Annotated in this window: 10 protein-coding genes, 1 pseudogene and 1 riboswitch; of the genes and pseudogenes, 1 reads left to right on the forward strand and 10 read right to left on the reverse strand. The window is 39.3% G+C overall.

What is annotated here, in order from left to right; translation table 11 throughout:
- Positions 1-3: 3 nt before the first annotated feature.
- The 8 genes and pseudogenes from KRR19_RS12320 to KRR19_RS04130 all read right to left on the reverse strand — a co-directional run bounded on the left by KRR19_RS12320 (position 4) and on the right by KRR19_RS04130 (position 20,908).
- Positions 4-720 (reverse strand): YSIRK-type signal peptide-containing protein, encoded by a 717-nt coding sequence (locus KRR19_RS12320; RefSeq protein ID WP_216733455.1) that lies wholly within the window; start codon positions 718-720, stop codon positions 4-6.
- Positions 721-1,094: 374 nt separating this feature from the next.
- Positions 1,095-1,805 carry an alpha/beta hydrolase family protein gene (locus KRR19_RS04105; protein ID WP_002480031.1) on the reverse strand — a complete coding sequence of 237 codons (711 nt, stop codon included), beginning with the start codon at positions 1,803-1,805 and terminating at the stop codon, positions 1,095-1,097.
- A 176-nt stretch (positions 1,806-1,981) separates the two neighbouring features.
- Positions 1,982-2,824 carry a dipeptide ABC transporter glycylmethionine-binding lipoprotein gene (gene gmpC, locus KRR19_RS04110; protein ID WP_002480032.1) on the reverse strand — a complete coding sequence of 281 codons (843 nt, stop codon included), beginning with the start codon at positions 2,822-2,824 and terminating at the stop codon, positions 1,982-1,984.
- A gap of 23 nt (positions 2,825-2,847) precedes the next feature.
- Positions 2,848-3,507 (reverse strand): methionine ABC transporter permease, encoded by a 660-nt coding sequence (locus KRR19_RS04115; protein ID WP_002480033.1) that lies wholly within the window; start codon positions 3,505-3,507, stop codon positions 2,848-2,850.
- Between the two features lies 1 nt (position 3,508).
- Positions 3,509-4,525, reverse strand: coding sequence for a methionine ABC transporter ATP-binding protein (locus KRR19_RS04120; protein WP_002480034.1), 1,017 nt, complete (start codon positions 4,523-4,525; stop codon positions 3,509-3,511).
- A gap of 117 nt (positions 4,526-4,642) precedes the next feature.
- Positions 4,643-4,754: riboswitch (SAM riboswitch) on the reverse strand.
- Between the two features lie 183 nt (positions 4,755-4,937).
- Positions 4,938-18,254 (reverse strand): LPXTG cell wall anchor domain-containing protein, encoded by a 13,317-nt coding sequence (locus tag KRR19_RS04125; RefSeq protein WP_483316484.1) that lies wholly within the window; start codon positions 18,252-18,254, stop codon positions 4,938-4,940.
- An 861-nt stretch (positions 18,255-19,115) separates the two neighbouring features.
- Positions 19,116-19,250: pseudogene (locus tag KRR19_RS12380) on the reverse strand (YSIRK-type signal peptide-containing protein); the annotation flags it as partial.
- 398 nt (positions 19,251-19,648) lie between these two features.
- Complete coding sequence (locus KRR19_RS04130; RefSeq protein ID WP_372510746.1) at positions 19,649-20,908, reverse strand: putative glycoside hydrolase; 1,260 nt, start codon at positions 20,906-20,908, stop codon at positions 19,649-19,651.
- A 237-nt stretch (positions 20,909-21,145) separates the two neighbouring features.
- Between KRR19_RS04130 and KRR19_RS04135 the strand changes: the two genes are divergently transcribed.
- Positions 21,146-22,174 (forward strand): DNA-3-methyladenine glycosylase family protein, encoded by a 1,029-nt coding sequence (locus KRR19_RS04135; RefSeq protein ID WP_002480041.1) that lies wholly within the window; start codon positions 21,146-21,148, stop codon positions 22,172-22,174.
- Between the two features lie 62 nt (positions 22,175-22,236).
- Here KRR19_RS04135 and KRR19_RS04140 read toward each other — a convergent pair whose 3' ends face one another.
- Together KRR19_RS04140 and KRR19_RS04145 are read right to left on the reverse strand one after the other, a co-directional pair.
- Positions 22,237-23,544 (reverse strand): anaerobic C4-dicarboxylate transporter family protein, encoded by a 1,308-nt coding sequence (locus tag KRR19_RS04140; protein ID WP_216733460.1) that lies wholly within the window; start codon positions 23,542-23,544, stop codon positions 22,237-22,239.
- 195 nt (positions 23,545-23,739) lie between these two features.
- On the reverse strand, positions 23,740-25,674 hold the full coding sequence (locus KRR19_RS04145; RefSeq protein ID WP_051035989.1) for a catalase: 1,935 nt from the start codon (positions 25,672-25,674) through the stop codon (positions 23,740-23,742).
- Positions 25,675-25,899: the final 225 nt, after the last annotated feature.

The raw sequence follows: 25,899 nt of genomic DNA on the forward strand, positions 1-25,899 counted from the left end.
ATCTTAACGTACAGCAGGTTTATACCAAGTTTCATATTCATGGGACAATTGATAAAGTAAAGCTTGTTGAATTTCTTCGGGTGTGGCTTGACTGTCTAAATTCAATTCTTGAATTAAAGTCTTCGCTTCTTCTATAGAGACGCCTGAAGATTGTGCATAAAATTCAGCAGCTGTATTCAAATCTTGAACTTGTTGAATGTCTAAAATAGATTGAGGTACTTCTACTTTAGGTGTTTCAGCTACTTTTTGAACTGTTGTGTTTGTCTCAAACGGAGCTGTTTCTGTTGAAACTTCTTGTGATTTTGGAGCTGCAGTCGCTTCTTTTTCGACTGTTGGAGCTACAACTTCTTGATGATCAGAAGTTGCTTTTTCTGTGGAATCATTACTAACTTTTGTTGGTAGTGATTCAACTTCAGTTTTCGGTACTTCTTTAGTTTCATCTGGTGTTGTTATTTCAGATGATGTAGTTACTGCAGTTTCATTAACAACTGCATCTGCATGATTCACTTCAACATTAGTGTCTTTGTCTGGTGTTGTTGCGTTAATTGTAGATGTGGTTGATGTTTCAGCTGCTTTCGCATCTTGTGTATTCACCCCGAATAATAAGATAGCTCCTACTAGAATAGAAGCAGTACCTACAGTGAATTTACGAATAGAATATTTGTTTTTTCTATCCGGTTGGAAAGATGCTTTGTTCTTAGATGTGTGTTCGTCTTTCAACCTAGACACTCCTTAATTTTAATTTAGGCATGCAAAATAATAACAAGAATAATCCCTTTCACCCCTTCTTGCTCTCTTTGAAAATTACAGATTCGTATTCTTCTTATCACCATACATAGCACCAAATAAATTATAACACTTATCTAATTGTACGTAACAATTTTTTGGTTCGTTTTCCTTATGTTATTTTATAAAAAAAAGTTATAATTTCACCCAAACTAGTTAACGCATATCTAAATTTAGTTATCTCTCAGAAAGAGAATTAAATATGCTTTTCTATGAATTTTAGACATACAAATAACGTTACAATATAAAAAAAGAATGGATTGCTCCATTCCCAATGTGTTTTACTATTATAGTTTCCTTAGAGTTATTTAATTCTCTTCATTTTCTTGTTCTTGATCAACCCATTCTAACATCAAGTCAAAGTGTCTGCCTTCAGGTTCAATGTTATCCATATGAGCTAAACTTGAAAATGCATATAAATCAATCGTGTTTTCAGTATTTTTTGTCACATAATCAATCGTTGTATCAATCTCTACTTGTGTATCATCAAAACCATGAATGATTAATGTTTTAGTATTCAATGGCAAACGTGAAATGGGTGATGCCGCATATAATATATCTTCTGAAACATCACCAAAATATTCTTCTGCTGCGTTTCGTCCTAATTCTTTTGCTTTTGTATATGGTACATCAGTAACAGGTGATAATGCGACAATTCTATCCGCTTCATCTTCATTATTCAATACGAGTTGTCCACCCACTGAATGTCCTATAAGAATCAATGATTGACCTTCACCTACAAATTCAGAATTCCTAAATGTTTGAACTGCTTTTTTAACGTCCTCTTCTGGTGTAGGCCATTTATGTTCTCCACGACGATATTCAACATTTGCGACATTGTAGCCTTTATTTGTTAAAACTTCAATCATTTTATCATTTAAAGAACGATCAAATTTTTGGCGCCAATAACCACCATGAACTAACACAATCCATTTATCAGCATGTTCTCCATTTTTATCATTTGATGCATAAACATCAATTAATTGTTCTTCATGGTCTCCATAATATAATACTTCCATCGATAATCACTCCTAAGTGAATGTGATTTTCTAGCACTAACTCTTTACCCCCTTTTGTCAGTACCCACACTTTGCCGGCTGATAATACATACAAGTTGATGAAGTCTGCATTCGTCACATAAAATTAGCCGACAAACCTAGAAGATTTGCCGGCCATTTAAATGATAGCTGTGTTATTATTTTAAGCTGTCTTGAATTTTTTTGATTTCATCTTGTTTTAAATCAACCACGATTTCGCCATCTTTAACTTCTTCTTTTAAAGCTTTTTGAGCTTCTTTAGAATGATAAAGTGCCGCAACTTTTTTCAATGTTTTATCGTCTTTGTCTTTAGAGTTTACTGCAATAATGTTGATGTATGGTTGTGATGCTTTTGTATCATCTTTTTCTAAGTAGATTGGATCTTTCTTCGCATCTAAACCTGCTTTAGTTGCTACGCCGTTGTTGATAACTGAAATATCTACATCGTCTAATGCACGTGCTGTTTGTTGTGCATCTACTGCTTTGATATCTAAATTCTTTTTGTTTTCTTCGATATCTTTAATGCCGCCTTTTAAACCGAAGTCTTTAGAAAGTTTGATGTAACCTGCTTTTTCTAATAATTTTAATGCACGTGCTTGGTTAGAAACATCGTTTGGAATGATAACTTTCGCACCGTCTTTTAAGTCTTTAATGTCTTTAATCTTTTTAGAATAGATACCTAATGGCGCAAATACTGTCGTACGAATCGGTGTGATTTTTGTACCTTTATTCGCTTTTTCATATTGATCTAAGAATGCAAAGTGTTGGAATGCGTTCATTTCGATATCCCCATCGTTTAGCGCCTTGTTTGGTACATTGTAATCAGAGAATTGTTTAACTTTCACTGTAATACCATCTTTTTTCGCAAGTTCTGCAACTTTATCCCATACTTTTGTTTCGTTAGATGCTACACCGACTGTAACTGTTTTACTATCATCTTTCTTACCGCATGCAGCTAAAAGAACCACAAATGCGATTGCTAATACTAATAATTTCTTCATTCAATGACTTCCCCTTTACTTGTTTAATTTCTACGAATTTTCTTAGCCAAGACATTCCCTAAAGATTGAATCAGCTGAACCATAATAACTAAAATGACTACTGTAATCACAATGACGATTGTGTCGAAACGTTGATAACCATAAGCAAGTGCCAGGTCACCAATACCGCCTCCGCCGACAGCGCCGGCCATGGCAGTTGCTCCGATTAAACCGATAATTGCTGTTGTTAATGCTAAAATCAATGAACCTAATGCTTCAGGTAATAAGAAGTAACGGATGATTTGAAGCGGTGATGCACCCATCGCATTTGCTGCTTCAATCACACCTGAATTCACTTCTAATAATGAGTTTTCAACCAATCTCGCAATATAAGGTGCGACATAAACTGTTAACGGTACGATTGCAGCGGCTGTCCCAATTGATGTACCTACCACTAATTTTGTGAATGGCACAATCGCAATTAATAAAATAATGAAGGGTACCGAACGCAATACGTTGATGACAGGGTTGAGAATATGATAAATCACCACATTTTCCCATATACCATCTTTCTTAGTGACTACAAGTAGTACACCAAGCGGAATACCGATTAAAGAACCGATTACTAATGAAATAGAGACCATCAATAACGTTTGATATAACGCCTCCATTAATTGAGACGAATCTAATGTAGATCCAAGCATGTTATACGACCTCCTCAAATTCAATATGACTTTGTTTCATATAATCAAATGCACGTTGCTTACTTTCATTTGATCCTTTGATACGAAGTGTTAAATAACCGACTGAAGTATCTTGAATATCTGACATCGATGCATAAATAACATTCACATCTAAATTGAAGTCTTTAATTAATGTTTGAATCACTGACAACCCAATTTGTGAACCTTCTAGATAAACTTTGACGTCCACATAATCTGCGTCAGTTGGTAATTGATGAATCATCTTATCACTAATATCTGTACTGATAACTGTAGAAACGAAGCTTTTCGCAGTTTTCGTCTTAGGATGACTGAACACCTCTAATACACTGCCGATTTCGATGACACTGCCTTGCTCCATAACCGCAACTTTATCGCAGATTTGTTGAATCACGCCCATTTCATGGGTAATCAATAAAATGGTAACGTCAAATGTTCGATTGACCTTCTTCAACAATCGCAAGATTGAATCTGTTGTTGCTGGGTCTAAAGCACTTGTTGCTTCATCACATAACAAGATTTTAGGATCAGTAACCAAAGCTCTCGCAATCGCAACTCTTTGTTTTTGACCACCCGATAACTCATTAGGATACTGTGAACCTTTATCTCCTAGACCTACGAACTCAAGCATTTCGTCAACTTTCTCTTTTATGTATGACTTTTCCTTGCCTTCAAGGATGAGCGGCATCGCAACATTATTGAATACTGTCTTAGAATTTAATAAATTGAAATGCTGGAAAATCATGCCTATATTTTTCTTCACTTTACGCAATTCTTTTTTGCTGTATTGATTGATGTCATGACCATCCACAATAATGTTTCCTGATGTCACATTTTCAAGCTTATTGACTAATCGGATTAACGTACTTTTACCAGCACCGCTATACCCGATGACACCGAATATTTCTTGGCGTTCTACAGTAAAGCTGACATCTTTCAAAGCCTGAATTTCCGTTGAGCGTTTACGGAATGTTTTATTGACATCCTTGAACTCAATCATAGGTAAATCCCCCTTAATAATTTGAAATAAATGAATGTTAACTATTTTGAGATAACTCTATAAAAAGAAACTCCCGAGGACTAATGAAACAAGTCCTCGGGATACATATATCGGCTCGTCTCATCTTCACAGTGTTCTACTGTAGGAATTGGCACAGTAATTAATCTTCATAATTAATCCTGTTGCCGAGGCTTCGCAGGGCCTGTCCCTCCGCCTCTCTGGATAAGATAGTTTTATTCAATTCATTTATATTCCATATATTACAAAGTCTGACAGAAAAAGTCAACATTATTTTTCAGAAATTTAGATAAATTTATTCAATTCAAAAAATCTAAAATAAGAAAGCGATTACATTACTCGCAATAAAAAGAACCAGGCCGAAGCCCGGTTCTTACATACTTAGAACTTAATCTTATTCTTCTTCTTTACGACGTCTTGATCCAAGTACTGTTGTTGCACCTAAACCAGCCATAATTGCACCATAAACTAATGCTGCTGTATCGTCTGAACCTGTTTCAGGTAAAGCTTTAGCTGTTTGTTTAGGTTTTGTTGTTACTTTTGGTTGTGGTTGTTCTACATTATGATAAACCACTTTATGCGTAGTTTGTTTACCTACGAATTTATGACCATGATCATTATTTACATTAATGAATCCAGTATAACCATGAGTATCCGATGTTGGTGTACCATTGTTTCCACTTGGTGTAACTGTATCTGGTGTTGTATTTGGTACTGGTACCGTATTCGGTACTGGTACTGTATTTTGTACTGGTACTGTATTTGGCACCGGTACTGTATTCGGTACTGGTACTGTATTCGGTACTGGTACCGTATTTGGTACTGGTACCGGTGTCGGTGTTGGCACTGGTGTCGGTACTGGTGGTGTCACAGTATTGTGTTGTGCTGGAACCAATGGAATCATTGGAATTGTCACTTTTGGTGTGTCTGGTTTTCTGCAAGGTACGATAATTCTTGTATTATCTGCACATTGTAATATTACATTACCTTTCACATCATGATTATATCCAATAATCACAACCGCATTACCGTTCGCATCACAAGGAATATCAACACGTTGACCATCGCTAAAGATAATCACATTCGTATTATCATTATCAATGTAGTTATTGATGATATATATCGGTTGTGTTGGTTGAGCATCTCTGCCGTCACGTCCATCTCTGCCGTCACGTCCATCTCGACCATCTCTACCATCATTTCCTTTTTGAATAGTGATTCTTGATCCATCACTGAATTCAATTACTGTATTACCGTTTGGATCTTGGCTTGTACCTTTAACTGTAACTGAAATGCCGTCTTTACCTTTCGGTACTGTAATTGAATTACCATCGCTGAATGTCACTACTGTGTTACCATTCGGATCGATTGTTTGACCTGTCACTGTGATTGATTTACCGTCTACTCCGTCACGGCCATCTTTACCGCGTTGAACAGTTACTTTAGAGCCATCACTGAATTCAATTACTGTATTACCGTTTGGATCTTGGCTTGTACCTTTGACTGTAACCGAAGTTCCGTCTTTGCCTTTCGGTACTGTAATTGAGTTGCCGTCACTGAATGTCACTACTGTGTTACCATTCGGATCGATTGTTTGGCCTGTCACCGTGATTGATTTACCGTCTTTTCCGTCACGGCCATCTTTACCGCGTTGAACAGTTACTTTAGAGCCATCACTAAATTCAATCACTGTATTACCATCTGCATCTGGATGTGAATCTTTGACTGTAACTGAAGTGCCATCTTTACCTTTTGGTACTGTAATTGAATTATCGTCACTGAATGTCACTACTGTGTTGCCGTTCGGATCGATTGTTTGGCCTGTCACCGTGATTGATTTACCGTCTTTTCCGTCACGGCCATCTTTACCGCGTTGAACAGTTACTTTAGAGCCATCACTGAATTCGATTACTGTATTACCGTTTGGATCTTGGCTTGTACCTTTGACTGTAACTGAAATGCCGTCTTTGCCTTTCGGTACTGTAATTGAGTTGCCATCGCTGAATGTCACTACTGTATTGCCATTCGGATCGATTGTTTGACCCGTTACTGTGATTGATTTACCGTCTACTCCGTCACGGCCATCTTTACCATCGCGACCATCTTTGCCTTTCGCAATTGTAGCTGTTGAACCATCACTGAATTCTACAACGGTATTACCATCTGCGTCTGGATGTGAATCTTTGACTGTAACTGAAGTGCCATCTTTACCTTTTGGTACTGTAATTGAATTACCATCGCTGAATGTCACTACTGTGTTGCCGTTCGGATCAATTGTTTGCCCTGTTACTGTGATTGATTTACCGTCTACTCCGTCACGGCCATCTTTACCATCGCGACCGTCTTTGCCTTTCGCAATTGTAGCTGTTGAACCATCACTGAATTCTACAACGGTATTACCATCTGCATCTGGATGTGAATCTTTGACTGTAACTGAAGTTCCGTCTTTGCCTTTCGGTACTGTGATTGTGTTGCCGTCACTGAATGTTACTTTTGTATTGCCGTCAGGGTCGATTGTTTGACCTGTTACTGTAACTGATTTTCCGTCTGCACCGTCTTTACCAGGTAAACCTTGGTCACCTTTATCTCCTTTTGAGATTGTAACTGAAGTACCATCGCTAAATTCTACAACTGTATTTCCATTAGGATCTTTCGTTGTTGAAGTAATAGAGATTGATTTACCATCTTGGCCTTTTGGAACGACAATTTCATGTCCATCGCTGAAGACTACTTTCGTATTACCATCTGGTTGAACTGTAGAAGAAGTAATTGTGATAGATTGTCCATCTTCACCTTTATCTCCTTTAGCACCTTTAGGTATTACAACTTCGTGTCCATCGCTGAATGTCACTTTAACATCGCCATTAGGTAAGTTTTCAGTATTTGTGATAGTAATTGATTTACCGTCTACACCATCTTTACCTTTCGGCACAGTAACTTTCGAACCATCACTGAAGTCAATCACTGTGTTGCCATCAGCATCTGGTTCAGCTTTAGTAATTGTGACAGATTTACCGTCTAATCCTTTAGGAATGTTGATTTCACGACCATCTGAGAACGTTACTTTAGTTGAACCGTCAGGTTGTACTTCTGTGCCTGTAATAGTCACTGATGTACCGTCTGCACCTTTGTCGCCTTTATCTCCTTTAGGGATTGTGACGCTGCTGCCATCACTGAAGTTAACTACAGTGTTGCCATCTGGATCTTTCGTTGTTTTAACTACAGTAACTGATGCGCCTGTATCTCCTTTAGCGCCTTTAGGAATGATGATTTCATGTCCATCACTGAATGTAACTTTGATATCACCGCTTGGTAATGTTTCGTTACCAGTAATAGTAACTGACTTACCATCTACGCCATCTTTCGCTTTAGGAATTGTCACTTTAGAGCCATCTGAGAACGTTACTTCTGTATTACCATCTTTATCTGGCGCAACGTTTTGAACTGTAATAGATTGACCATCTGCACCTTTATCGCCTTTAGAGATAACTGCTGTACCGCCATCACTGAAGTGAATAATAGTGTTGCCGTCCGCATCTTTTTCAGTGCTTGTAACTGTTAATGGTGCTGCATCTTTACCATCTACACCGTCTTTACCTGGGTCACCTTTTTCTCCTTTAGGAATGACAATTTCTTTACCGTCAGAGAATGTAACTTTTGTATCACCATTTGGTTGCGGTTCTACTTTCGCAACTGTAACTGAATCGCCTTTATCACCTTTATCGCCTTTTGCGATTGTGATTTCATGTCCATCAGAGAATGTAACTTTCGTATTACCTTCTGGTGTTGTTTCTGTGCTTTGAACTGTAACTGATGTACCATCTTTACCGTCTTTGGCTTTTGGAAGTACAACTTTTGAACCGTCAGAGAAAGTCACTACTGTATTACCGTCAGCGTCAGGCGTTGTACTTTGAACAGTAATTGATTTACCGTCCGCACCATTTTGTCCAGCTTCACCTTGTACACCAGTATCACCTTTGTCGCCTTTTTCTCCTTTAGGAATCACAACTTCTTTACCATCTGAGAACGTTACTTTTGTATCGCCGTTTGGTTGCGGTTCTACTTTCGCAACTGTAACTGATTGACCTGCAGCACCTGTTTCTCCAGTATCGCCTTTATCACCTTTTGTTCCTTTTGGAATAGTGATTGTGCTGCCATCAGAGAATGTCACAACTGTGTTGCCATCAGCGTCTGGTTCAGTTTTTTCAACTGTAATTGATTTACCATCTTGTGCTTTTGGAATTGTGACTTTTGTACCATCTGAGAATGTCACTTCAGTATTACCCTCAGGTGTTTGTGTAGAGCCTGTGATTGTTAATGGTTTCGCATCTGCGCCATTTTGACCCGCTTCACCTTGTGCTCCAGTATCACCTTTGTCGCCTTTTTCGCCTTTAGGAATTGTAACTTCTTTACCGTCAGAGAATGTAACTTTTGTATCACCATTTGGTTGTGGTTCTACTTTCGCGACTGTGACTGAATCACCTTTATCTCCTTTATCGCCTTTTGCGATTGTGACTGTAGTGCCATCAGAGAATGTAACTTTTGTATCGCCTTCTGGTGTTTTTTCTGTGCCTTGAACTGTGATAGATTGACCATTTAAGCCGTTTTGACCCGCTTCTCCAGTGTCACCTTTATCACCTTTCGCACCTTTAGGAACAACAACTTTAGTACCATCGCTGAATGTGATAACTGTGTTACCATCCGCATCTGGAGCTGTTGATTGAACAGTTACAGATTGACCATTCGCACCTGCGTCACCTTTTTCTCCTTTAGGAATAGTAAGTTCTTTACCATCACTAAATGTGACTTTCGTATCACCATTTGGTTGTGGCTCTACTTTTGCGACTGTAACTGATTGACCTGCTTCGCCAGCATCTCCTTTAGCACCTTTAGGAATGACAACTTCATGACCATCACTGAATGTCACTTTTGTTGATCCGTCTGGTTGAACAGCTGTTTCAGTAATTGTGATTGATTTGCCGTCTACACCATTTTGACCTGCTTCACCTTGTGCGCCAGTATCACCTTTCGCACCTTTAGGTATTGTGACTGTTGAGCCATCACTAAATGTCACAACTGTATTACCATCCGCATCTGGTTCAGTTTTTTCAACTGTAATTGATTTACCATCTTGTGCTTTTGGAATAGTCACTTCATGTCCGTCTGAGAAGACTACTTTTGTGTTGCCATCTGGTTGGACTTCAGAAGATTTAACTGTCACGGATTGACCGTCTGCGCCATTCGCACCAGTATCACCTTTGTCGCCTTTTTCTCCTTTAGGAATAGTAAGTTCTTTACCATCACTAAATGTGACTTTTGTATCGCCATTTGGTTGTGGCTCTACTTTTGCGACTGTGACTGATTGACCGTCTGCACCATTTTGTCCAGCATCGCCTTTTTCGCCTTTAGGGATAACAACTTCGTGACCATCGCTGAATGTTACTTTTGTTGAACCATCTGGTTGAACAGCTGTTTCAGTAATTGTGATTGACTTACCGTCCACGCCGTCTTTCGCTTTTGGAATAACAACTTTAGATCCATCATTGAATGTGATTTCTGTGTTGCCATCTTTATCAGGTTGAACACTTTGAACCGTAATTGATTTACCGTCCGCACCGTTTTGACCTGCTTCACCTTGTGCACCTGCGTCACCTTTATCGCCTTTTGCGATTGTGATTGAAGTACCATCTGAGAACGTTACTTTTGTATCGCCTTCTGGTGTTTTTTCAGTGCCTTGAACCGTAATAGACTTACCGTCTGCGCCATCTTTCGCTTTTGGAATAACGACTTTAGATCCGTCACTGAATGTCACTTCAGTATTGCCATCAGGTGTTTGCGTTGAACCTGTAACTGTTAATGGTGTCGCATCTTTACCTGCTTCACCTTGTGCACCAGTATCACCTTTATCACCTTTTGGAATTGTGACTGATGAACCATCTGAGAATGTCACAACAATATTTCCTTCAGCATCAGGGGCAGTTTTATCAACTGTAATTGATTTACCGTCTTGTGCTTTAGGGATTGTTACTTCATGGCCATCTGAGAAGACAACTTTCGTGCTGCCATCTGGTTGAACTTCAGAAGATTTAACTGTCACGGATGTTCCGTCTGCACCATTCGCACCAGTATCACCTTTATCGCCTTTTTCACCTTTAGGAATAGTAACTTCTTTACCATCACTAAATGTAACTTTTGTATCACCATTTTCTTGTGGTTCTACTTTAGCGACTGTAATTGATTGGCCATCTTTACCGTCTTGTCCTGCGGCGCCTTGGGCACCTGTGTCACCTTTTTCACCTTTTGCGATTGTGACTGTAGTACCATCTGAGAATGTTACTTTTGTATCGCCTTCTGGTGTTTTTTCAGTGCCTTGAACTGTAATTGATTGACCTGCGGCACCTGTTTCACCAGTATCGCCTTTATCACCTTTCGCACCTTTAGGAATCACAACTTTAGTGCCGTCTGAGAATGTCACTTCAGTGTTACCATCTGGAGTTTGTGTAGATCCTGTAACTGTTAATGGTGTTGCATCTTTACCTGCTTCACCTTGAACCCCGGCATCTCCTTTTTCTCCTTTAGGAATAGTAACTTCTTTACCGTCACTAAATATTACTTTAGTTGAACCATCTGGTTGCGGTTCTACTTTAGCGACTGTGATTGATTGACCATCTGCACCATTTTGTCCAGCGTCACCTTTATCGCCTTTTTCTCCTTTAGGAATAATGACTTCATGGCCATCACTGAATGTCACTTTCGTTGATCCGTCTGGTTGAACAGCAGTTCCTGTAACTGTAACTGATTTACCATCCGTACCATTTACGCCATCTTTCGCTTTCGGAATGACAACTTTAGATCCGTCTGAGAATGTCACTTCTGTATTGCCATCTTTATCAGGTTGAACGCTTTGTACAGTAATAGATTGACCGTCTTTACCATTTTGTCCATCAACACCAGCTGCACCTGTGTCACCTTTTTCACCTTTTGCGATTGTGACTGTAGTACCATCTGAGAATGTGACTTTCGTATCGCCCTCTGGTGTTTTTTCAGTGCTTTGGACTGTAATAGATTTTCCGTCTTTACCATCCACGCCGTCTTTCGCTTTCGGAATCACGACTTTAGATCCGTCTGAGAAGTTAACCACTGTATTACCATCTGCATCAGGAGCAGAGTTTTCTACAGTAATAGATTTACCATCTTGACCTGCATCACCTTTGTCGCCTTTTTCTCCTTTAGGAATCACAATTTCACGTCCATCACTGAATGTGACTTTTGTAGAACCGTCAGGTTGAACTTCGCTGCCAGTGACTGTAATTGATTGACCATCTTTACCATCCACGCCGTCTTTTGCTTTCGGGATGACAACTTTAGAACCGTCGCTGAATGTCACTTCAGTATTGCCTTCTGGTGTTTGTGTTGAACCTGTGATTGTTAATGGAGCCGCGTCTTTACCAGCTGCACCTGTATCACCTTTATCTCCTTTTGGAATTGTGACTGTTTTACCATCTGAGAATGTCACAACTGTGTTGCCATCTGCATCAGGTTTTGAACTATCTACCGTTACAGATTGACCATCAGCACCTTTAGGAATTGTGATGACTTTACCGTCAGAGAATGTGACTTTTGTAGCGCCTTCTGGTGTTGTTTCAGTACTTGTAATTGTGATTGAAGTACCTGGGTCACCTTTATCTCCTTTTTCACCTTTAGGAATGATGACATCATGACCATCACTGAATGTAAGTTTTGTTGAACCATCTGGTTGAACAGCTGTTTCAGTGATTGTGATTGATTGACCATCTTTACCATTCACACCATCTTTGGCTTTTGGAATTGTCGCATGTGAACCATCGCTGAAGTCTAAGATTGTATTACCGTCAGGATCTTGAGATGTACCAGTGACTGTAAGTGGGGCTGCGTCTTTACCAGCTTCACCTTTGTCGCCTTTTTCACCTTTCGCAATCGTGATAGATGTACCATCAGAGAATGTCACTTTCGAATTACCTTCTGGTGTTGTTTCAGTAGCGGTAATTGTGATTGCTTTACCGTCTTTACCATCTACGCCGTCTTTAGCTTTCGGGATGACAACTTTAGATCCGTCTGAGAATGTGACTTCTGTATTGCCATCTTTATCTGGAGCAACGTTTTGAACTGTAATAGATTGACCATCTTTTCCGTCAACACCCGCTGCGCCAGTATCACCTTTATCCCCTTTAGAAACAGTGGCAGTGCTACCGTCGCTGAAGTGAATCACGGTATTGCCATCCGCATCTTTTTCAGAACCTGTAACTGTAAGAGGTTTAGCATCTTGTCCAGCATCACCTTTGTCGCCTTTAGGGATTGTTACTTTTTTACCATCGCTGAAGACAACTTCAGAATCACCATTTGGTAATTTATTGATTTGATCAACAGTTACTGAAGTACCGTCTGCACCTTTTTCACCAGCTTCACCTTTATCTCCTTTAGAGATTGTCGCAGTTCCGCCATCGCTGAAGTGGATGACTGTGTTGCCATCTTTATCTTTTTCAGTACTTTGAACAGTTAACGGTGCAGCATCTGCGCCTTTTTCACCTTGTGCACCAGTTTCACCTTTGTCCCCTTTAGCACCTTTTGGAATAGTCACTTTTGTGCCATCTGAGAATGTTACTTCGATATCGCCATTTTCTAATGGTTTTGTACCTTGAACTGTGATTGAGTCACCTGCATCACCTTTCGCACCTTTAGGGATTGTAATCTTAGTTCCATCTGAGAATGTTACTTCATTATCACCATTATCAAGCACTTTACTTGAAGTAATTGTGATTGATTTACCATCTTTACCATCTACACCGGTTGCGCCAGTTTCACCTTTGTCGCCTTTGTTGATTGTAATAGAGTGACCATCTGAGAAGTTAACTTTCGTATTACCTTCAGGTGTAGTTTCTGTACCTGTGATAGTGATTGAAGCACCATCTTTACCAGCTTCACCTTGAGCACCTGTGTCGCCTTTCTCGCCTTTAGGAACCACAACTTGTGAACCATCACTGAATGTTACAACTGTATCACCATCCGCATTTGGTTCAGATGATTTTACTGTAATAGATGCGCCATCTTTACCGTTAGGAACTGTAATTGATTTACCATCACTAAATGTAACTTTTGTGCCATCTGGTGTTTGTTCAGAGCTTTGAACAGTCACTGAAGTACCGTCTGCGCCTTTTTCACCTGAAGCACCTGTATCACCTTTATCCCCTTTAGGAATTTCAAGTGTTTTACCGTCTGAGAATGTCACTTGTTTATTACCATTTGGTAATGTTTCAGTTTTTGTGATTGTCACTGATGTACCATCTTTACCTTTTGGCACTGTGATAGATTGACCATCAGAGAAAGTCACTTTTGTATCTCCGTTTGCTTGTGGTTCGATACTTGCGATTGTGATAGACGTACCATCTTTACCAGCTGCACCTGTATCACCTTTCGCACCAGTATCACCTTTATCTCCTTTAGAGACTGTTGCTGTTTGACCATCACTGAAGTGAATAACTGTGTTACCCGCTTCATCTTTAGTAGTTTCTGTAACTGTGAGTGGTTTAGCGTCTGCGCCAGCTGCGCCTGTATCGCCTTTTTCACCTTTAGGAATTGTTACTTCTTTGCCATCTGAGAAGACTACTTTTGTATCGCCATTGGCTTGTGGTTCGATACTCTTAATTGAAACAGATTCACCTTTTTCACCTGTCGCACCTGTATCGCCTTTATCTCCTTTAGAGATAGTCGCTGTTGAGTTATCACTAAAGTGAACGACTGTATTGCCAGCCGCATCTTTAGTTTCGCCAGTTACTGTTAATGGTGCTGCGTCTTTACCATTCGCTCCAGCTGCGCCTGTTTCACCTTTATCCCCTTTAGAGACAGTTGCTGTTTGGCCGTCGCTGAAGTGGATAACTGTGTTGCCTTCAGGATCTTTAGTTGTGCTAGTTACTGTAAGTGGTTCAGCGTCTTTACCAGCTGCACCTGTGTCACCTTTCGCACCTTTAGGAATTGTTAATTCTTTATCATCTGAGAAGATGACTTTTGTATCACCGTTCGCTTGTGGTTCGATACTCTTAATTGAAACAGATTCGCCTTTTTCACCAGTAGCACCAGTTGCGCCTGTCGCACCTGTATCGCCTTTATCTCCTTTAGAGATGACTGCTTGTGAACCGTCACTGAAATGAACAACGGTATTTCCAGCTGCATCTTTATCAGTTTTTGTGACTGTTAATGGCGCTGCATCTTTACCAGCTGCACCTGCATCACCTTTATCTCCTTTAGGGATAGTAACGTTGCTGCCATCACTAAAGTGTACAACTGTGTTGCCGTCTTTATCCGGAGCAGAACTTTCTACAGTTACAGATTGACCATCTTTACCTTTTGGTATTGTGATAACATGTCCATCACTGAATGTAACTTTTGTATCTCCAGTTGGTGTTGTTTCAGTGTTTGTGATAGTAACTGAAGTACCATCTGCACCTTTTTCACCAGTGGCACCAGTTTCACCTTTGTCCCCTTTAGAAACAGTCGCTGTTTGACCATCACTGAAGTGGATGACTGTATTACCATCAGCATCTTTAGTTGTGCTAGTTACTGTAAGTGGTTTAGCGTCTGCGCCGGCTGCACCTGTGTCACCTTTCGCACCTTTTGGAATTGTTAATTCTTTACCATCTGAGAAGACTACTTTTGTATCACCATTGGCTTGTGGTGTGATACTTGTGATTGAAATTGAATCACCTTTTTCACCTTTCTCACCAGTAGCCCCGGTAGCACCTGTTTCACCAGTCGCACCTTGTGCACCCGTATCACCTTTGTCTCCCTTAGCTCCTTGGGCTCCAGTGTCACCTTTATCTCCTTTAGAAATGGTTACATGTGATCCATCACTGAAGCTAACAACAGTATTGCCTTGGCCATCTTTAGCTTCGCCAGTCACTGTTAATGGTGCCGCGTCTTTACCTGCAGCACCTGTTGCGCCAGTATCGCCTTTAGAGATTGTAGCGGTTTTACCATCGCTGAAATGCACCACTGTGTTACCGTTTGCGTCTTTTGTTTCTTTAACAACTGTTAACGGCGCAGCATCTTCTCCTTTATCTCCCTTAGCACCTTTTGGTACTACGATGGATTTTCCATCGCTAAAGTTGACTTTGATATCACCATTCGCTTGTGGTTCTGTTGATGTGATTGTGATAGATTTGCCATCTTCACCTTTCGCACCTTGTGCGCCAGTTGCACCTGTTGCTCCTGTATCACCTTTGTCACCCTTAGCTCCTTGGGCTCCAGTATCACCTTTGTCCCCTTTAGAAATCGTTACATGTGATCCATCACTAAAGTTAACGACAGTATTACCTTGACCATCTTTAGTTTCACCAGTCACTGTCAATGGTGCGGCGTCTTTACCTGCGGCTCCTGTTGCGCCTGTTTCACCTTTCGCGCCTTGTGCACCCGTATCACCTTTATCTCCCTTAGAGATTGTGGCTGTTTTACCGTCGCTGAAGTGGACCACTGTGTTACCAGCAGCGTCTTTTGTTTCATTGACAACTGTTAACGGTGCAGCATCTTCACCTTTATCTCCCTTAGCACCTTTTGGTACTACGATGGATTTACCGTCACTGAAGTTGACTTTGATATCACCATTCGCTTGTGGTTCTGTTGATGTGATTGTGATTGATTTACCATCTTCACCTTTCGCACCCTGTGCTCCGGTTGCACCTGTTGCTCCTGTATCACCTTTGTCTCCCTTAGCTCCTTGGGCTCCAGTGTCACCTTTATCTCCTTTAGAAATGGTTACATGTGATCCATCACTGAAGCTAACAACAGTATTGCCTTGGCCATCTTTAGCTTCGCCAGTCACTGTTAATGGTGCGGCGTCTTTACCTGCAGCACCTGTTGCGCCAGTATCGCCTTTAGAGATTGTAGCGGTTTTGCCATCACTGAAATGCACCACTGTGTTACCGTTTGCGTCTTTTGTTTCGTTAACAACTGTTAACGGTGCAGCATCTTCTCCTTTATCGCCTTTTGCACCTTTTGGTACTACGATGGATTTACCGTCACTGAAGTTGACTTTGATATCACCGTTCGCTTGCGGTTCTGTTGATGTGATTGTGATAGATTTGCCATCTTCACCTTTCGCACCTGTTGCTCCAGTTGCACCTGTGGCACCCGTATCACCTTTTGGCCCAGATGGAATTAGTGCTTCAAATCCATCACTAAACTTAACAATGGTTCCTTCAGGAGTTATTGTATAACTATTTACTCTTAATGAATCACCTTTATCGCCTTTATCTCCCTTATCACCTTTTGGAAGAATAATAGATTTTCCATCGCTGAAAATGACTTCTTTAGTACCATCTGGTAATGTATTAATTTTGTCTATAGTTATACTAGTGCCTGGATCACCTTTTTCACCTTTATCACCTTTTGGAATAGTTACTACTCTTCCATCACTAAAAGTAATAACTGTATCCCCGTTTGGATTTTGCACTGCTGTCCTAATAAATACAGATTTTCCATCTTGACCATTTCTACCATCTAAACCATCTCTACCGTCTAATCCATCTAATCCTGGTAGACCTTGAAGACCTTTATCACCTTTGGCTCCTTTGTCCCCCTTGTCACCTTTGTCGCCTTTTTCACCTTTCGCACCATCTGGAACAAAGAATTCACCAAGTTTTTCACCAGTTGCTTTATTAGTAATTGTTACTAAAGTACCTGGTTGACCATTTTGTTCTGTTTTCAAGCTAGAATAAGCAAGTTCAGGTGTACGTCCATCTCTAGGAACGATGGTTTTACCTGGTAAACTTGTTTTACCGTTTAATGTGGCAGTCGCTGAAATAACTTCTCCCTCTTTTAACGGTACATTTAATGTTTGTGTAAACTTACCGTTGCCATCAGCAGTTGTTTGATATTGAGTCAAACCAACTGTAATAGTTACATTAGCATTTGGTGTAGTTTCACCTGTTACTTGATTTGTACCTGACAATTTAGGATCTAAAATTGGTGGTAAAACCGTTGCATTTTGATTTGCATTCGGATCGAAAACCCCTAATCCGACTATTTCATCAACAGGCGGAGTTGCAACTCGAGTACCTGTGATATTAGTACCTAATTCAATATTTTTATACATCCAAGTTGTTTGAGTCTTTTCTTCTACCCCTTTGATCCCTCTTTTGAGTGTAACTTGCTCTCCAAGCGGTACATCTTTAGTTAATACATATGTCGTACCATAAGGTATAGAAGTCTCAATTGTTTGAACTTTTTGTTTGATGTTAAAGTCGATATTACCATCTAAAACAACTTCCATATTTTTATTAAAATAGTTTTGTGTTGAATATGGGTTTGGTGTTGAGTTGTAACTGCCCCCACTTGGATACATCATAAGATAACCGTTAATACTTAAGTCGCCGTTCCAGTTTTTTACTGGCAAACTAAATTTAATTTGGCCATATCCATTTTTTGCAAATACGTCACTATTAATCGATGGTCTGCCTTCTAAAGCGTAACCCGCTGGATAACCAGGTTTAATTGTCCCAAATTTTATTTCAGCTTTGTTATTTAATGGTACCGTAGTGCCTACTACTGCCCACGTACCTATGATAGGTGCTTGATTTGCTGGTAATTGGAAACCTTCTCCAAAAGTAAAACCACCTAAATCAAATGTATGATATGGTCCAGTACCGACTGGATCTGTGAAGTATTTAACCTCAAAGTTCATTAAATTGTGTGCTCTATCTGGTTTAGCAATAAATTCATAGTGTGCATCTTTTTGACCAATATAAGTTTTACCGTAACCTGTAATGATGATTCCTCTATCTGGATCAATTGAAGCACTAGCTTTCAGCGCACCAATTGCTTCAGGTGTTGAAGCATTTTTTGGAATATCTAAGTTTGATGTCGTATCTGGATCGTTCACTGTATCATCTGTAGAATCAAGTGCTGCACGCACCGCATACACTGTATATTTAGATGTTTGTTCATTGGCATACTCAATGCCTGCACGTAGGATATCTTGGAATAAATCTTCTGCTGATACTGCATTATAATCAACATTTAACTTACTTAAGATGCCTTCTACATCTTGTGCCTTATATGTTTCAGATAATAGATTACGGACTAATCCTTCTTTATCTGATGAGTGTAAATATTGTTCTACAAATTCAACAGGTGCTTTTGCGCCATCGTTTAAGCTTGAGTAATCTACTGTACTTTCAGGAACAGTGTTTACTTGTGCTGTTTCTGTAGTTTTTACTTCATTAGATGGTGCTGTTTCTTTTGTCGTTGTGTCAGCTTTAGGCGTCGATTCAGTTTGTGAAGTTGCCTCAGCTTTTTCTACTTTTTCTGCTTGAACACTTTCTTTATTTGTAGGTGCTACTTGTGCTGTATTATCGGAAGGTTTTGCTTCTGATGTTGCAGCTGCTTGATTTGATTCGTTTGCTGGCTGTGCTGTTGAAACTTCTGGTGTTGTTTGTTGCGTTTGAGTTTCTTGGTTTACAACAGGTGCCTCAGCTGGAGCTGCTTGATCTGCTCCGTGTTCGGCAGGTTCCTCTGCTTGTTGTGCATCTGTTTCTGCTGCTTCTGCGTCACGGCTTGCGCCGAACAATAAAGTAGTTCCAAGTAAAATAGAAGCTGTACCGACTGTAAACTTACGAATTGAATATTTATTATGAATATTCGGTAAGAAGTCTAAACGCTTGTTGCCTGATTTTTTCATGATGTCCTCCGTTTAGTACTTTTGTACATAAAATAATAATGTTTCAAAATGTTTGTTTTTCTCTCACATTCGACTCATTATAGCAAAGTTTTGTACCATTTAGTATAGCAAAACTTAATTTTTAGTGAATTTGTTCGTGTTTGCACATCTAATTTCACTCAAATTTCTAATTAATCCATTTTCAGCCTCAATTTTTGACAATATTTTGTATCACAAATTAATATGTTCTTAAAATTTCTCTTTAATTCGTGTATACTATCTCGAAATAATCTATATGACTTTTCTACGCACATCTCATAGTTATTAATTTTATGTATAAGAAATATTCATCATCAGTTTCTTAAATTAGCATAAATAGAACTGAACCTTCCATTAAAAGAAAGTCCAGTTCTTTAATTTTATTGATGATCTTTTTTGTCTTGTTTATCTTCTTTCTCTTGCTTATCTTCATTTTCTTTTTCTTTAGCTTTTTCACTCTTTTCCGGTGAATAGTTCACACCTTGAGTATATTCATTTGAAGCATCCCAAAGTAAGAATTCATTGATACCGTGATCACGTAACGCTTGAATTTGATCAGAAACCGCTTCTGCATCATAACTCTTATAATTCCCTTCACCTAAATAACTTGCAGTGAAATCTTGCAGCCAAGGACGTGTTTTCGGTTTATGGTCTGCTTTCTTCAATACATCTGATTCTTTCTCTAAGTACTTGTCTACTGTGTTATAAGGTTCTAAGTCAGGATGCTCAATCCCAAAGTCACCAGGGCTCCAATGTGATGGATATATCATAGAAGAAATCACATCTACATTCTCCGCAATTTTAGGGAAACTTTGACCAATACCCGGTGCTTCTTCTACTGTCGCAGAGTAACCAAAGACGTCTGCAGAAATTTGCGCATCTAAAGGATGAATTTCTTTACGCGCTGATTTTAGGAACTGCGTAATACTATCGACACGTTGTTGTGTATTATCCATGTCATCGCCTTTATATTTACCATTAGAATACACTAAATCTTTGTCCATATTTTCAAAGCCTTCTGGGAAGCGAACATAGTCAAATTGTACTTCTCTAAATCCAGCCTTTGCTGCTGCTTTTGCGACATCAATATTATAATCTCTGACTTCTTTTTTGAATGGATTTAAGAATTTATCACCGCCATCACTTTCCCAAACTTCGCCATTCTTTTCTTTAAATGACCAATCTGGATGAGCTTCCGCTGCACGTGCATCTTTAAACGTTACAACTCTGGCAATTGGATAGACATTGTTCTTCTCTAACGTCTTCATTAATTTTTTAAGGCTGACCATTTCAGTTGTATTCTTTTGAATCAGTTTATTATCTGAATTCAAGTCCATGGTAATATTACCTGTATCGTCTTTAACATCAATCACCATAGCGTTCAAATCTGTATCGTTAATCATTTTGATTAATTCATCAAAACGTTCACCTTGAAGGGTCCCAGGTGTCACATAAATTCCTTTAACCCCTTCTTTAGGGTATTTAATTTTATTTTTATTATCGTTATGCTTCTCTGATTGTTGATGTTCTGCGGACTTGTTGTCATTCTTTGAAGTTGAATCATTATTACCGCATGCTGTAAGGATCAAAGTACTCGCTGCAGCTATAGTCAGCACGCGTTTCATCAATTTTATCGTCATCCCTTCATCATAAATCAACAGTTATAATTATTTTATACATTTCATGAACAAAAATAATAAACTATCATCACTATTCTAGCTTAACGAAATCGTTGATAGTTGGCAATGAAATTCCTGTTTCTATTTAAAATCTAGCGAAAATTGATTTCATCACGCATTTATTGATGAAACAACACACCTTTAACTCACTTGTGTATATGGGTATAGAAGAATAATACGTTATTTAGGAGAATGAGAATGCGACTAAAATTGACTACACTCACACATTTCTATTATCAATTACCAGAATATAATCTGACAGAAGTCGATGACAGTTGGTATCGTCAAACCTTACACCTTTACCTTTATTACCAGCCACCCTATGCATTTGAAACACTACTTCAATTCTTAGATCGACGGTCAATTCCAGGTGTGGAGTCTGTATGTGATGATACGTATTACCGTACAGCACTACTTCGATCTGAATCACACACATTTAAAGGTTGGATTGCGGTTACACAAGATGATGAACAAAATGCTTTAGCACTCACATTCAGTGCGAGCCATTATCCTGTGTTATCTCAAATCATTACGCGAATACGTCATCTCTTCGATTTAGATTATCCTCCACAAGCATCAAGAGAAGTATTGAAGGCTTCATGGATGGATTCTAGTACCAGAATGCCAGGAGGCTTTGATGGTTTTGAGGTCAGTGTACGTACAGTATTAGGACAACAAATTACGGTACAAGCTGCGACGACGCTAGCCGGTCGTTTAGTTCATGCCTTAGGAACTTCCTTTGTCTTAGATTTACCTGGTTTATCTGCTTTCTTCCCACCTGCAGAGACACTCATTGCGGCAGGTAAAGCTAATAGTCTAGAAGGCGGTAAAGGTATCAGCGATGTTTTAGGACCACTTGGTATTACAGGTAGACGTGCTTCAACCATTGAAGCCATTGCTCGTGCATTAGTTAATGGAGAAATTCAGCTCAAACCTTACCCAATATGGAAAGATAAACAGATAGATACAGAAATCATGACTCAAATTGAAGTTGAAATGAAACGTTTATTAGCTATCAAAGGGATCGGCCCTTGGACTGCACATGCGATCGGTATGCGTGCTTTAGGATATCCCGATGCCTTCTTAGAATCTGACATTGGGGTCATCAAAGCTATGAAAGCTTTATATCCTGATTCAGAAGAAGCCGAAACTTCAAAAGGCCGGTTAGCTCTCGCTGAAGCTTGGCGTCCAATGCGCAGTTATGCGGTTATGAATTTATGGAAATAAATGATACAAAAACGTCCTCCACTTTGAAAAATACTCAAATTGGAGGACGTTTCTTTTATGAATTAATAACCAAGCAATGCTTTAATACTAAATCCGACAATCACAGAAACTGTAATCGCAAAGAAGCCAGGTAATATAAAGCTGGTTGGTTTCGTTTGTTTCGTTTCATCTAAATCCACCGCAAATAATAATGTTGGTTGTGCTGGAATGACGAAGTTAACATTTAAAGTTTGCGCCATCGCAATAAAGTACATCGGCGGCACACCCATACTCATCAGAATCGGCAACATAATAGATGCTGTCGCTGATTGTGAAATCACCACAATCGTAACGAGTGAGACTAATATAATCACAAGCCAAGGCACTTGTTGAATCACACCGCCGATTTGTTCTGTCATAATTTTTTTATTGCCTGGGGCTGTGAAAATCGTCGCACCAAGCCAACCAGGTCCAAGTACTGCGAATAATGCCCCAATCGCAGATTGTGTAATATGACTATCCAAAATATCTCTCGTATTTAATTTAACTAAGACTAAGTTGATTGCGGCACTCATATACATAAAGAGCTGCACAATTTCAGTCGTTTCAAGTTTAACTGTTTCTCCATTGACTTTAAATGTCGGTACTAAATCTGAGAAAATACCGAACATTAAAATTAACCCAACCCCTAATAAAAAGACCAAAACACCTAATTTCACACGAGGCGAAAATTTCGTTTGTAGCGGCTGTGCTTCAATATCTTCCATAATATCTGTCGCAAATTGGCTAGGATTCATCTTACGACGTCTTCCGACTACTGTACAATAAACACTCAGTGCTAACATACTAATAATCGCTGTCGGCATAACGATAGATAGGTATTTGCCCATCGTGACATCTGTCACTGCCAATGTCGCAATAATATAAGCCGTCGCAGAAGCTGCTGGACTACATAATAATGCTAAGTTAGCCGTTAACACAGATGCTGTTAATGGACGTTTCGGTTGAATCCCTGCACGTGTCGCAGTTTTAGCGATAATCGGTTCTAGTGATAAGGCAATATTTGTTGTCCCGATACCGAAGACAAAAATAAAGACAATCATGGGTGCGATAAAGATGATAGATTTCGGATAGCGCTCAATCACTTTAGAAGCAAGGTAAACTAAGTAATCAATACCACCTGTAGCTTGTAAGGTTCCACCCGCAATCCCAATGGACAAAATAATCAATACCGCTGTAACAGGTGCTGAACCTGGCGGCAGACCAAAGATAAAAATCATGATCAGCTGTGCCACAATTGCGAAGATACCGCAACCCAGTGCACCTGCCAGCCGTAACCCCATCAGTATGGCCAGAATCATGATAATAATTTCTGTGATAAATAGAAACATTTTAACTCCTCACTTTAGTATCTCTATATTGTGAAAAAGATAACATAGTCCAGTTTATCACGATTGCGTCACAATTTGGTAAGTCAAAATTACTAAAATATGAAAGTTTAGTGAATACAATTTTCTAAAATAACAACTTATAAATATGTATGAAAAAAAGCCCTGGCACGTAGCCAAGGCTTTAAATATTGAATACTATGCTCTATCCCAATAACGTACTTGATCAAATGCTTTCACAATTGTTTGTGGATCATCTGATACAAAGATACCAGGCGCATCTAATTTCACTTTACCATCTTGTAAGTCTTTAGAAGCCGCTTCATTAAAGATAATTGGTTTCTTATGCTTATAAGATAACGCCGCAAACTCTTCAGCATCTGGAATTAAACCATTGCCATCTGACAAGATGACTAAGCTGTCGAATAATGTCGCATGCGCTGTATCATACGTTTCATTGATTGAGATATCATCAGATAAGTCTTTTTGTTGCTTGCCGACAAACGCATAGTTTAAACCATGCTCTGCGAATGTTTTCGCATAATTTTTCAATGTTTCTGCGTCAATATCACCGTTCACTAATACTGCCACTGAGTGACCTGGTAATGGACGGTCATATTTTTCCATAGTCAATTGACTGTCTTTCTTATCTGATTTTACTTCTTCATTTTCTTCTGGTACTTGTACACCCACATTGTCTGCGACACGTTCAGCTAATTCACGATCAATTTTATTTAATTGATTCACTGCACGTTGACGCACATCCATGCTTTTACATTTACCGATTTCAAATGAGAAGCCATCCACTGTATGGTCAAATTCAGGTTTTGTTAAACTGTTCAGATATAGTTTCGCTTGTGAATAGTAATCTTTGAAACTGTCACTGCGTTTACGGATTTTGTGTCCTTCTACTTTTTCAGGATAGTGTACATAACCGCCTTCTGCTTTTGAACTTGTGAATGGGCAATTGCCTTCTAAAGCATTCTTATGATAAGACGTTTGACCTTCATGAATGTTCATTTGATGCATCGCATCACGTTGGTTGTTACGTACTTTATTCACAGGACGGTTGATTGGAATTTGGTTGAAGTTTGGTCCGCCTAAACGTGAGATTTGTGTATCTGTGTAAGAGAATAGACGTCCTTGTAGTAATGGGTCATTTGAGAAATCGATACCTGGTACGACATGACCTGGGTGGAATGCGACTTGTTCGATTTCATCAAAGACATTATCTACGTTTCGGTTCAATGTCATTTTACCAACGACTTTAACTGGCACTTCATCTTCTGGCCAAATTTTTGTCGGATCTAATAAGTCGAAATCAAAGTCGAATTCTTGGTCTTCTCTTAAGATTTGTAAACCAAGTTCCCAAGCTGGATAGTCACCTTTTTCAATTGATTCATGTAAATCTTTACGGTGGAAATCGATATCTTTACCTTGTAAGATTTGCGCTTCATCCCATACAAGAGATTCTAATCCGTGAACTGGTCTCCAATGGAATTTCACGAAGAATGCTTCACCTTGTGCATTGACTAAACGGTACGTATGTACACCGAAGCCTTCAATTTGTCTAATATTCTTAGGAATACCACGGTCACTCATTGCCCATACTGCAGTATGTGAAGTTTCTGGATTTTCTGCGAAGAAGTCCCAGAATGTATCGTGTGCTGTACCACCTTGTGGTGTTTCTGTATCGGGTTCAGGTTTAACTGCATGAATTAAATCCGGGAATTTGATTGCGTCTTGAATAAAGAATACAGGAATATCGTTACCGACTAAGTCAAAGATACCTTCATCTGTATAGAATTTCGTCGCAAAGCCACGTACGTCTCTGACTGTATCTGGTGAACCTTTTGAACCTTGTACCGTTGAAATACGTACAAAGACAGGTGTCACTTTGTCAGGGTTTGTGAGGAAGTCTGCTGAAGTATACTCAGATAAATCTTCATAAACTTGGAATTCACCATGTGCACCAAAACCACGTGCGTGAACAACACGTTCAGGAATTCGTTCATGGTCAAAATGCATAATTTTCTCACGGAAATGGAAATCTTCTAATAAACTCGGTCCTCTTTCACCTGCTGTGAGTGTTAATTCATCTTCACTGACTTTTGTTCCATTATTCGTCGTCATCGGCTCGCCTTCATGACTTTTTCTGAATTGGTCTAATTGTTCTTGCTTTTTGTTTTTAGCCACACAAATAACCTCCTATATATTAAGTCCTAATTATGAGTTTCCCGTTTCATTTTAAACAAAACACTTTTTGTTTTTGAAGATAATTTTAATACAAAGTTTATAAAAATTTACAATCAAACAGTTCTGTTCATCTTGGGTTGTTTTCAGTAAAATGATACTATG

It is taken from the genome of Staphylococcus sp. CWZ226, from assembly GCF_018986355.1.
In the GTDB taxonomy this organism is placed as follows: domain Bacteria; phylum Bacillota; class Bacilli; order Staphylococcales; family Staphylococcaceae; genus Staphylococcus; species Staphylococcus simulans.

Bases quoted from the DNA above. Each gene is read 5' to 3' on its own strand.
- KRR19_RS04125 (WP_483316484.1), bottom strand. From the start codon at position 18,254: ATGAACTTTGAGGTTAAATACTTCACAGATCCAGTCGGTACTGGACCA.
- KRR19_RS04130 (WP_372510746.1), bottom strand. From the start codon at position 20,908: ATGACGATAAAATTGATGAAACGCGTGCTGACTATAGCTGCAGCGAGT.
- KRR19_RS04120 (WP_002480034.1), bottom strand. From the start codon at position 4,525: ATGATTGAGTTCAAGGATGTCAATAAAACATTCCGTAAACGCTCAACG.
- KRR19_RS04145 (WP_051035989.1), bottom strand. From the start codon at position 25,674: ATGACGACGAATAATGGAACAAAAGTCAGTGAAGATGAATTAACACTC.
- KRR19_RS04135 (WP_002480041.1), top strand. From the start codon at position 21,146: ATGCGACTAAAATTGACTACACTCACACATTTCTATTATCAATTACCA.
- KRR19_RS04140 (WP_216733460.1), bottom strand. From the start codon at position 23,544: ATGTTTCTATTTATCACAGAAATTATTATCATGATTCTGGCCATACTG.
- gmpC (WP_002480032.1), bottom strand. From the start codon at position 2,824: ATGAAGAAATTATTAGTATTAGCAATCGCATTTGTGGTTCTTTTAGCT.
- KRR19_RS04115 (WP_002480033.1), bottom strand. From the start codon at position 3,507: ATGCTTGGATCTACATTAGATTCGTCTCAATTAATGGAGGCGTTATAT.
- KRR19_RS04105 (WP_002480031.1), bottom strand. From the start codon at position 1,805: ATGGAAGTATTATATTATGGAGACCATGAAGAACAATTAATTGATGTT.